At 70.9% G+C, this 10,279-nt stretch carries 10 protein-coding genes; 9 read left to right on the top strand and 1 reads right to left on the bottom strand.

Annotated features, from left to right (window positions below; all coding sequences use genetic code 11):
* From BLS95_RS53505 to BLS95_RS53465, 9 genes are all read left to right on the top strand, one after another.
* The coding region (locus BLS95_RS53505) for an MFS transporter (protein WP_143044322.1) at window positions 1-880 on the top strand (880 nt) is incomplete at its 5' end.
* 104 nt (window positions 881-984) lie between these two features.
* Window positions 985-1,410: a carboxymuconolactone decarboxylase family protein gene (locus tag BLS95_RS53500; protein ID WP_090947323.1), complete on the top strand. Its 426-nt coding sequence runs from the start codon at window positions 985-987 to the stop codon at window positions 1,408-1,410.
* A 9-nt stretch (window positions 1,411-1,419) separates the two neighbouring features.
* Entirely contained in the window at window positions 1,420-2,157 is a 738-nt protein-coding gene (locus tag BLS95_RS53495; RefSeq protein WP_090947322.1) for an alpha/beta fold hydrolase, read from the top strand.
* Between the two features lie 59 nt (window positions 2,158-2,216).
* Complete coding sequence (locus BLS95_RS53490) at window positions 2,217-3,095, top strand: NAD(P)H-binding protein (RefSeq protein ID WP_090947321.1); 879 nt, start codon at window positions 2,217-2,219, stop codon at window positions 3,093-3,095.
* A complete protein-coding gene (locus BLS95_RS53485; protein WP_090947320.1) occupies window positions 3,092-4,072 on the top strand; it encodes a 3-hydroxyacyl-CoA dehydrogenase in 981 nt (326 codons plus the stop codon). The genes BLS95_RS53490 and BLS95_RS53485 overlap by 4 nt, the downstream gene beginning before the upstream one ends.
* Entirely contained in the window at window positions 4,069-5,580 is a 1,512-nt protein-coding gene (locus BLS95_RS53480) for an NAD-dependent succinate-semialdehyde dehydrogenase (protein WP_090947319.1), read from the top strand. The genes BLS95_RS53485 and BLS95_RS53480 overlap by 4 nt, the downstream gene beginning before the upstream one ends.
* Complete coding sequence (locus BLS95_RS53475) at window positions 5,580-6,821, top strand: iron-containing alcohol dehydrogenase (protein ID WP_090947326.1); 1,242 nt, start codon at window positions 5,580-5,582, stop codon at window positions 6,819-6,821. Before BLS95_RS53480 ends, BLS95_RS53475 begins: the two co-directional genes overlap by 1 nt.
* Entirely contained in the window at window positions 6,809-7,597 is a 789-nt protein-coding gene (locus BLS95_RS53470) for an SDR family NAD(P)-dependent oxidoreductase (RefSeq protein ID WP_218136465.1), read from the top strand. The genes BLS95_RS53475 and BLS95_RS53470 overlap by 13 nt, the downstream gene beginning before the upstream one ends.
* Before the next feature lie 75 nt (window positions 7,598-7,672).
* Window positions 7,673-8,326 carry a hypothetical protein gene (locus BLS95_RS53465; RefSeq protein WP_090947318.1) on the top strand — a complete coding sequence of 218 codons (654 nt, stop codon included), beginning with the start codon at window positions 7,673-7,675 and terminating at the stop codon, window positions 8,324-8,326.
* Window positions 8,327-8,389: 63 nt separating this feature from the next.
* Here BLS95_RS53465 and BLS95_RS53460 read toward each other — a convergent pair whose 3' ends face one another.
* Window positions 8,390-10,276, bottom strand: coding sequence for a non-ribosomal peptide synthetase (locus BLS95_RS53460; protein ID WP_090947317.1), 1,887 nt, complete (start codon window positions 10,274-10,276; stop codon window positions 8,390-8,392).
* Window positions 10,277-10,279: the final 3 nt, after the last annotated feature.

Genomic DNA, 10,279 nt, shown 5'->3' with positions numbered 1-10,279 from the left:
GAGCGCCGCCCTCGGCACGCTGACCGCGAGCACGCTCGTGCTCCTCCTCACCGTCAGCCTGACCTCGGCACAGATGTCGTCGTGGGGCTGGCGCATCCCGTTCCTGCTCGCCCTGCCGATCGGTGTCGTGGCGCTCATCATGCGGGTGAAGGCCGTGGAGACCGAGGTCTTCGTCAAGCTGCGTGAGAAGGAGAAGGCGCCGATCAACCCTTTCAAGGGCTTCGGCAAGGAGGAAGTGAAGAGCATCCTCATCGTCGCCGTCTTCGCGAGCGCGGCCGGCCTGGGCATCTACTACTTCTTCACGTACTTCAACGTCTTCCTCAGCACGACGGTCGGCCTCGGCAGCTCCACGGCGATCGGCCTCACCGCGGTAGGCCTGATCCTCTACTCGGTCATGTGCCCGTTCGCCGGCCTGATCGGCGACCTCTGGGGCCGCAAGCGGCCGTTCGTCATCGCGCTCATCGCCTTGGGCCTGGTCGCGGTGCCGGTCTTCATGCTCCTCCGCGCCGGCGTCGTCGCGGCCGTCGCCGGTCTGATTCTCTTCGGGCTCGCGCAGTCGGTCGTCAACGTGTCGACGTCGGTCGTGCTCGCCGAGATGTTCCGGGCGCGGTCCCGCATGAGTGGTGGCGCGATCGGCCACAACATCGGCCTCGCCCTCGTCGGTGGCACCGGACCGCTCGTCGCCGCCGCCCTCGTCTCGTCGACGGGCAACCCGCTGGCTCCCGGCTTCTACCTCGGCGCGGTGGCCATCCTGGCCGGTGTGATCACATGGATCTTCCTGCCCGAGACGGGCAAGCGGTCGATGTTCGCCGACGAGAGCGCGTCACTCAAGGCGCAGGAGCTCGAGCTGGGCGGCTCGACGACGCCGGCCCAGGCCTGAGGCGTTGGCTTGGTGCCGGCTCGCCTCTTCCGGCGGGACGGCACCATGCCGTTAGGAGTCAGGGGACGGTTCGTCCCACCGCCGACGACGAAGGACCCAGGAACATGAGTGAGACAACAGGCGGCGACGCCTTCGAGCGCGGTGCGCGGATGCGCCGCCAGGTGCTCGGGGCGCGCCACGTCGACGCGAACGGAGGCTCCGACGCCGAGGCCATGACTCCGCTCCAGCGGATGGTCACCGAGTTCGGCTGGGGCACGGTGTGGGCGCGTGAGGAGCTCGCCCCGCAGCAGCGCAGTCTCATCACGGTGGCCATGCTCATCGCGCTCAACCGCCCGCACGAGCTGCGCCTCCACGTGAAAGGGGCGCTGCGCAACGGCCTGACGGAGGCCGCCGTCCGGGAGATCGCGGTGCACGCGGTCGCGTACTGCGGGTTCCCGGCCGCGATCGACGCGAGCCGGGTGATCGAGGACGTCATCGAGCAGGTACGCGCGGAAACGGGCTCCGAGCCCGGCGGCTCAGAGGCGAGCTGAGACGGGATCATGACGCATCCGCATGCCGCACCGGTCGTCCTGCTGCACCCTGTCGCGCTCGACGCGCACGTCGCCGACTGGCTCGACGTGCCCGGTCTCCAGGCCCTCTCGCTCCCCGGCACCGGCGCCCCCGGCGCCGCCCGGCCGCCCGGGTCCCTCGCCGAACTCGCCGACCGGGTCGCCGGACGGCTGACCCAGCCCGTCCATCTCGCCGGATGTTCGCTGGGCGGGATGGTCGCCATGCACGTCGCGCTGCGACACCCCGGCCTCGTGCTCTCCCTCCTTGCGGCGTTCACCACCGTTCGGACCGACCGCGACGCCGTCCTGGCCAGGGCCGAGCACACGGAGCGGGCCGGCGCGCCGGCGCTCGTGGACGAGACGCTCGAACGGTGGTTCACCCACGAGGCACTCACGGCGACCCCACGTCCCGCGCCGATCACCTATGCCGCCGAACGCCTCCGCACGGCCGACACCGTGGCGCTCGCCGCGACCTGGCGGGCGATCGCGGACCACGACGTGCGGGACGACCTCGGACGCGTCGGCGTGCCGACGACGTTCGTCGCCGGCCGGCGCGACCGGTCGGTGTCGATCGAGTCCGTACGAGCGGCGGCCTCGCAGGTGCCGGTGTCCCGGCTGGTCGAGACGGACGACGCCCACATGGGCCTGCTCGAACAGCCGGGTCGGTTCTCGGCACTCGTCAACGCCCATGTCGAATGGGCTAATAGTTCTCATGAAATAGACCATTAGTCCGGCACATGATAGAAACATCGTGTCGAGCCGCCTCAGTGACTCCCAAGGAAATCCACATGTTCAGCGAAGAACCCTCCGGCCTGGTGGCGGTGACCGGTGCCACCGGCGCCCTCGGATCGCGCGTCGCCGCCCGGCTGGCCGAGCGCGGGGTGCCGATGGCCCTCGTCGCGCGCGACCCGTCCCGCCTGCCGGCGCTCGCCGGCGCGGAGCACCGCGGGCCGGCCGGCTACGGCGACGCCGCCGCGATGCGGAGCGCTCTGGAGGGCGCGCGGACCCTTTTCCTCGTGTCCGGCGGCCTGTCTCCACGCCGGTTCGAGGAGCACGCGTGCGCCATCGACGCTGCCGTGGCCTGCGGTGTGCGGTACATCGTGTACGTCTCCCTCGTCGGCGCCGCCGAGGACGCCACCTTCGCCCACTCGCGCGACCACTGGCAGACCGAGCAGTACCTCGCCGCGAGCCCCGTGCGCTGGACGGTCCTGCGCCCCTCGATCTACGCGAGCATGCTCACGGCCCGGGCCGACGAGCAGGGCGTGATCCGGGGGCCGGCCGGCGACGGGCGGTTCGCCGCGGTCGACCACGACGACATCGCGGACGTCGCGGCGGAAGTGCTCGCGCCGGGACCGTCCAGCCCGCGCGACGTCGACGCCGCGATTCTTGAGATCACCGGGCCGGAGGCCGTCACCATGGGTGAGGCCGCCGAGCAGCTCACCCGGGCCACGGGACGGCACTACGTGTACGAGCCCGAATCGGTCGAGGACGCCATCGCGTGGCGCAGCCGTACCGACGACCCGCACGAGGTGGAGCGCTGGGTCTCCTGGTTCCAGGCGATCGCGAAGGGCGAGTTCGGCTCGCTCACCGACGTGGTCCCGGCCTTTACCGGCCACCGTGCGTTGACCATCGCGGAGAGTGTGGCCCGCAGGCAGGCACAGGGATGAGCGCACCGGTGGTGGGGATCGTCGGCGCCGGGAGCATCGGCCTCGCCATGGCGGTCGTCTTCGCCAAGGCCGGGAGCCGCGTTCAGGTCCACGAGCCGTCGAGCGAGATGACGGCCGGCGTGCCGTCCCGGCTCGACGAACGACTCCGGCTCCTGTCCGAGGCCGGCCTCCTGACCGAGCCGCCCGCCGACGTCGCGGCGCGGATCTCGGTGGGGGCCGACCTCGCGGCGGCGGTCGGCGACGTCGACCTCGTGTTCGAGTGCACGCCGGAGGATCTCGAAACCAAGCGCGCGGTGTTCCGGGAGATCGCCGCCGCCGCGCCACCCCAGGCGATCCTCGCCTCCACGTCCTCGGCGTTCGGGGCCGGCGAGTTCGCGGGCGAGCTCGCCGGACGCGAACGCTGTCTCGTGCTGCATCCGGCCAACCCGCCCTACCTCATCCGCGTCGTGGAGGTCGTGCCCGCGCCGTTCACGGCGGAAGACGTCGTGTCCCGCGTCACGGAGCTGTTGCGGGCGGCGTACCTCATCCCCGTGGTGCTCGGCGCGGAGGTGACGGGCTTCGTCTACAACCGTCTGCAGGGGGCCGTGCTCCGGGAGGCCTACTGCCTCGTGCGCGACGGCGTCATCGACGTCGAGGGGCTCGACACGATCGTACGCGAGGGCCTCGGGCTGCGCTGGACGGTCGTCGGCCCGTTCGAGACCGCCGACCTCAACACCCGCGGCGGCATCGCCGCCCACGCGGCCCGGCTCGGGCCGGCCTACGAGCGGATGGGGGCGGAGCGGGGGCAGCACGACCCGTGGACGCCCGAGCTCGTCGCGGAGGTGGCCGCGCAACGCCGGGCGATCCTCCCGCTCGACGAGTGGGAGGCACGCACGATGTGGCGTGACCGGCACCTGGCCGCCTTGCGGCGCCATCTCGACCAGCAGGACGAACGGCGCCTGGCGCCGGCGGAGTCGATTCGAAAGGAACTCCCATGAGTGAAGCCACCCTGGAGGCGTCCCCCGGCGTCGGCCGCCGGACGACGCCGATCCACGGGCACGAGGTGCCCACCGGCATACACATCGGGGGCAGGTGGATCGACCTCGACACGACGTTCGACGTGACGGACCCGGCGACAGGCGTGGCCTTCGCGGCAGTGTCCGACGCGTCCGAGGCCGAAGCCCTTCAGGCGCTTGACGCCGCGGAGAGGGCACAGCGCGCCTGGGGGTCGCTGAACCCGCGCCGGCGGGCGCGTCTGCTGCGCCACGCGCACGACCTCGTGCGTGAGCGCGCCGACGCGTTCATCGACGTCATGGTCGTCGAGAGCGGCAAGCCGCGCGCCGAGGCGGCCGCCGAGTTCGAACTGTCGATGGGCTTCTTCGAGTGGTCGATCGAACAGATCGGCCACCTGCACGGCGACTTCGGGCCCGGCTCCAACCCCGGCTACCGCGTCGTGACCTCGCTGCAGCCCATCGGCCCCAGCCTGCTCATCACGCCCTGGAACTTCCCGATGCTCATGGGCGCCCGAAAGATGAGCGCGGCGCTCGCGGCCGGGTGCACGCTCGTCGTGAAGTCGGCGCAGCAGACCCCGTTCACCATCGCCCTGCTGGTGCAGGCGTTGCAGGACGCCGGCGTGCCGGACGGCGTCGTCAACCTCATCCACACGATGAACTCGGGAGCCGCCTCCGCGGCCCTGCTCGCCGACCGGCGCCTCAAGAAGCTGAGCTTCACCGGGTCCACCGCGGTGGGGTCGCACCTGCTCACGCTCGCCGCACAGCACATCACGCACTCGTCGATGGAGCTCGGCGGCAACGCGCCGTTCATCGTGCTCGACGACGCGGACGTCGACCTCGCGGTGCGCGAGGCGGTCGTCTGCAAGTTCCGCAACGCCGGTCAGGCGTGCGTCGCGGCGAACCGCATCATCCTGCATCGGGCCGTCGCCGACGAGTTCACCGAGAAGTTCACCGCGGCGTCCGCGGCGCTCAAGGTCGGCCCGGGCTTCGCCGACGGCGTGCAGATGGGGCCGATGATCTCGGAACAGCAGCGGCAGCGGATCGACCGGCTCGTGCAGGGCGCGGTCGCCAAAGGGGCGGAGCTCCTCACGGGCGGCAAGGCCGTACCCGGTGAGGGGTTCTTCTACGAGCCGACGGTGCTGCGTGGCGTCGGCCGGTCGTCGCGGCTCGCGTGCGACGAGCTGTTCGGGCCCGTCGCCGTGCTCTACACGGTCGACTCGGTCGCCGAGGCGATCGACTTCGCCAACGACACCGAGTACGGCCTGTCCGCTTACCTGTTCACGCGCGACATCTCGCGTGCCGTCCGGATCGGCGAAGAGCTCGAATGCGGCATGGTCGGAGTGAACCGCGGCATCATGGCGGACCCGGTGGCGCCCTTCGGCGGCACCAAGGCCTCCGGCCTGGGTCGCGAGGGCGGCGACCAGGGCGTCAAGGAGTTCCTCGAAGCGCACTACATCGCGCTCACCATCGACGACGAGAGGGCGCAGTGGTGATGTCCCGCAACGTCAACCTCACCGGCTTCGGGGTCGTCCGGCAGCCGAAGACGATCCTGTTCGGGCCCGGCGAGCGGCGCTCGATCGCCGGGGTCGTCGCCGCGATCGGCAGCCGGGCGCTCATCGTCACCGATCGGCGGATGGAGCAGAGCGCCGAGTTCGCCGAGATCCTCGAGTCGCTGGCCGAGCGTGGCGCCGACGTGTCGGTCTACGCCGACGTCGAGGCCGAGCTGCCACGCACCAACGTCGAGGACCTGCTCGCCGAACAGGACGGGCGGACGTTCGACGTCGTCGTCGGAGTCGGCGGCGGGAGCTGCCTCGACATGGCCAAGGTCGCGGCGGTCATGCTCGCGCACGGCGGTTCGGTGTCCGACTACTACGGCGAGTTCAAGGTTCCCGGGCCGACCGTGCCGATCGTCACCGTGCCCACCACGGGTGGCACAGGCGCCGAGTCGACCTGCATCTCGGTCGTCTACGACCCCGACCTCGAGATGAAGGTGGGCATCGCGAGCCCGTACCTGGAGGCGACCGCCGCGGTGGTCGACCCGGTCTTCACCCTGACGTGCCCACCCAGCCTCACGGCGGCCACGGGAGCCGACGCCTTTTCGCACCTCGTCGAGGCCTTCACCGCTCGCTCGAAGAACCCCGAGCCCGGCACCCAGGACCGCTACGTCTACGTCGGCAAGAACGTCCTCACCGACGAGCACTGCCGGGTCGGCATCCGGCTGCTCGGCACCTCACTCGAGCGGGTCATGGCGGCTCCGGGCGACCTTGAGGCGCGCAGCGACACCATGCGGGCCGCGCTGCACGCGGGGCTTGCCATCAACACGACCGGCACGGCGGCCGCGCACGCACTCCAGTCGCCCATCGGGGCACTCACCCACACGTCACACGGGTTCGGTGTGGGCGCCCTGCTGCCGTACGTCATGCGGTTCAACCTGCCGGAGCGCGTTCCGGAGTTCGCGGAGATCGGGCGGCTGCTCGGTGTGGCCGACGCCACCGCCGGCGACCTCGACCAGGCCCACGCCGGCATCGAACGCATCGACGAGATCCTGCTGGCCATCGGCGTGCCCGGCACCCTCGCGGAGCTCGGCCTCGACGCCGACGCCATTCCGAAGGTCGCCGCCCAGGCGATGCGGGCGACCCGCCTGACCGCGAACAACCCGCGCGAGCTCACGACGGAGTCGATGCGGCTGATCCTCGACAAGGCCTACAAGGGAGATCGGTCGTGGTGGTCGTGACCGGGGCGTATCTCGACATCTTCTCGCTCGCGGGCAAGCGCGCCATTGTCACCGGCGCCGGCCGCGGCATCGGACGGGCGATCGCCGCCGGCGTCGCCGGTGCGGGCGCCAACGTCGCACTCGTGTCGCGCGGCACGGCGCAGCTCGAGGAGACCCAGGCGCTCATCGCCGAGGCCGGGGGAACCTCCCAGGTCGTCGCCGCCGACCTCTCGTCGACTGAGGAGGTCATCCGGCTGGCCGACGCCGCGGAGGCGGCCCTCGGCGGGCCGATCGACATCGTCGTGCACTCGGCGGGCACCCAGCACCGCGAGGCGGCCCTGACCTTCCCGCTCGACGCCTGGGACCGGGTCATCCAGGTCAACCTCACGGCGCCGTTCCTGCTCAGCCAGGAGATCGGCCGCCGGCAGATCGCCGCGAACCGCCCTGGGAACCACGTGTTCGTGGCCTCCCTCACGAGCATCCTCGGCCTGCCGAACCTCGTCGCCTACAACGCCGCCAAGTCCGGACTGATGGGCGTCGTGCGGGCACTCAGCCGCGAATGGGCCGCCCAGGGCATCCGGGTGAACGGCATCTCGCCCGGCTACGTCGAAACGGCGATGACGAAAGACCTCTTCGCCGACCCCGAGCGCCGCCAGAAGCTGCTCGACCGCATCCCGACGGGACGGTTCGGCACCACCGAGGAGCTCGCGGCGCCGACCGTCTTCCTGGCCTCGGACGCGTCGGCCTACATGACCGGTCAGCTGCTCATCATCGACGGGGGATGGGCCGGAGCATAGCCGGGACGCCGTCCCTTGACAGCACCCTTCCGGATGAGAGGCTGAGGTTCTTCTGCCCGGTCGAGGAGGATCACGATGACCGAGACGCCCCCCGAAGCCCTCACCTCGGACCCCGCGGCACCGCAGATCGCACAGTCGCTGGCGGAGATCCGTGTCAAGGGGAGGGGCCTGTTCTCCCGGGCGCTGGTGATGGTCAACGGAGACCTCTCCTTCGACGAGGAGCACAGCTACAGGACCCCGATCGCGGGAGCGCGTTCCGGGGGGACGACGCGCTACTCCCTGGCGGAGAGCAAAGACGACGGCCGCGGCTACCAGGGACGCGTCGACAAGGCGCAGGCGCGCATGTCCAAGCAGGACAGCGAGGTCGCCGTCCTGCAGGAAACCTGGGACTGGATCGAGGCGCTTCATTCCTCGTTCCCTGATGGCGCCCACATCCGGGTCGTGGTGGTCGGCAACATCGGGCCGTGTACCGGCTGCAAGGCCCGCCTGGAGCTGTTCCGGCAGGACCTCATCGGCTTGTTCGGAGCCGGGCGGGTGATCGTGGAAAGCGTCTACGACACCAAGCAGATGTTCATGACGAAGAACTACGAAGAGAAGTACGAGGACTACGAGACGGGGACCACGAGCACGGTCTCGACGACGTACGGATACGAGTTCGCGACGGTGGAGACCTACCAGCCGCCGAACGCTCCGCAGAGCGTGTCGTACTGGCTGTACCAGGTGGGGTAGGCGGCACCTCTGCCGAGCTCCCGCGTCGCATGATCCGCGAAGGCGATCTCAGGGGCCATCCTCTCAGGAGTCGCGGGTGCTGCGGCGCTTGCGGCGGAGGGCTGCTCGGTCGGCGGGTGTGTGTGGTCGGTGCGTGATCGTGTCTGCGCGGTCTGCGTCCTTCATCCCCTCTGCCGCTTCGTCGGCGAGCCATTGGGACAGGGAACGGATCGTGGGGTGGGCGTAGAGGGTGGTCAGCGGGATACGCCGGCCCAGGGACTGTTCGAGGTGGTGCTGGGTCTTGGCCATGAGGAGTGAGTGTCCGCCGGCGTCGAAGAAGGTCTGGTCCCAGTCGAGGGCCGGCACTCCGAGGGCGGCTTGCCAGGCTGCGGTGACGTGCTCGGCCAGGGGGGCGATCGGGCCCGCGAGCCGCGGGGCCTCCGCCGGGGGCTGGTGGCTGGCAGGGGCGGGGAGGGCGTCGGTGTCCACCTTGCCGGTGGGGGTCAGGGGGAGCGAGTCAACCTCCACGAAGGCCGACGGCAGCATGAAATCGGGAAGCACCAGTTCGAGGCCGCGGCGCAGCGCGGCCGGGTCGAGCGCGTCGCCGAGAACGTAGGCGACGATCCGCCGCTCACCCTGGATCTCGCGGGTCGTCACGGCGGCCCTGGAGACCCCGGGCAGTACGGTGAGCGCCGCCTCCACCTCGCCCAGCTCGACGCGGTGGCCACGGATCTTCAGCTGCCTGTCGAGACGGCCGAGATAGGCGATGCGGCCATCGGGGAGCCTGCGGCCCAGGTCGCCCGTGCGGTAGTAGCGGGTGCCGTCCGGGTCGCGGCCGAACCTGGCCTGGTCCCGTTCGGAGGCGCCCAGGTAGCTCGCCAGGAAGGAGCTCCGGATGACGATCTCACCCTCCGGGGCCTCCGAGGCTTCCGGGCTTGTTGCACTCCTCCAGTCTCCCGAGTCCTGTGAGCGTTCCGTGTAAGACCCGTCCAAGATGATCTCGGCGCCGTCGAGGGGGAAGCCGATGGGCACCACCGCAGTCCCGATGCCCCTGCCTGCCGCCAGGTCCGCCGAGGTCAGGTGGTTCTGGACCGCGAAGGAGATCTCGGTGGCGCCGTAACCGTTGACGAACACGCAGTCCTCGGTGAAGTGCCTGCGGAAGCGGTCGAGGTCGTCATGGACGACCTCCTCACCGCCGAGCAGGACGACGCGTACGCCGGCCAGGACGTCTCGCGGCGACAGCGAGTCGAGCAGGTATCGGTAGACGGTCGGGGTGGAGTGGTAGATGGTGACACCCCGCTCCGACAGCACCTCCGCCAGGTGGGCCAACCCGCGCTCGCGGAGGTCGACGGGCACGACCGCGGCCCCGTTGAGCAGAGCGGAGAAGCTGTCGGTCACCGCCATGTCGTAGCTGAAGGAGGAGACCACGCTGAGCCGGTCGGACGGCCGGATGCGCAGGTTGGCGGTGTGCGTCCTGACCTGGAACATCACCCCCCGATGCGTCTGCACCACGCCCTTCGGCCGGCCCGTCGACCCCGAGGTGAACAGGATGTACGCCGGCGAATCCGGGTCCACGGCGACCGGCTGGAACCCGGGGGCCGGAGGCAGGGCCGTGACGTCCACGAGGTCGCCGGCTCCCGGGAGGAGATTCTTGTGCTCGGGCAGGGCGAGCAGCAGGTCGGGTTCGGCCAGCTCGGCCATGCGCGCCAGCCGTACCCGCGGGTAGCCGGGGTCGAGCGGGACGTAGGTCGCGCCGGCGGTGAGCGTGCCGAGGATGCCGGCCAGCATGCGGGGGCCGTGGCCGAGCAGCAGCCCGACGCGGGTGGCCCCGTGCACGGCCGCCGCGACGGCGCGCACCTCCTCCGCCAGTTCGGCGTAGGTGAGCGGGCCGTCGTCGCCGAGCACAGCCGTGCGCTCTGGATGCTCGGCCACCACGGCCCAGAAGCGATCCGTGATCGATTCGCCGAGCACCTG

Source organism: Nonomuraea jiangxiensis, from assembly GCF_900099965.1.
GTDB classification, from domain to species: Bacteria; Actinomycetota; Actinomycetes; order Streptosporangiales; family Streptosporangiaceae; genus Nonomuraea; species Nonomuraea jiangxiensis.
Note: the sequence above shows the minus strand (reverse complement) of the source record. Positions and strands in the feature narration are given on the sequence as shown.

Bases quoted from the DNA above. Each gene is read 5' to 3' on its own strand.
- BLS95_RS53475 (WP_090947326.1), top strand. From the start codon at position 5,580: ATGTCCCGCAACGTCAACCTCACCGGCTTCGGGGTCGTCCGGCAGCCG.
- BLS95_RS53490 (WP_090947321.1), top strand. From the start codon at position 2,217: ATGTTCAGCGAAGAACCCTCCGGCCTGGTGGCGGTGACCGGTGCCACC.
- BLS95_RS53480 (WP_090947319.1), top strand. From the start codon at position 4,069: ATGAGTGAAGCCACCCTGGAGGCGTCCCCCGGCGTCGGCCGCCGGACG.
- BLS95_RS53495 (WP_090947322.1), top strand. From the start codon at position 1,420: ATGACGCATCCGCATGCCGCACCGGTCGTCCTGCTGCACCCTGTCGCG.
- BLS95_RS53465 (WP_090947318.1), top strand. From the start codon at position 7,673: ATGACCGAGACGCCCCCCGAAGCCCTCACCTCGGACCCCGCGGCACCG.
- BLS95_RS53485 (WP_090947320.1), top strand. From the start codon at position 3,092: ATGAGCGCACCGGTGGTGGGGATCGTCGGCGCCGGGAGCATCGGCCTC.
- BLS95_RS53500 (WP_090947323.1), top strand. From the start codon at position 985: ATGAGTGAGACAACAGGCGGCGACGCCTTCGAGCGCGGTGCGCGGATG.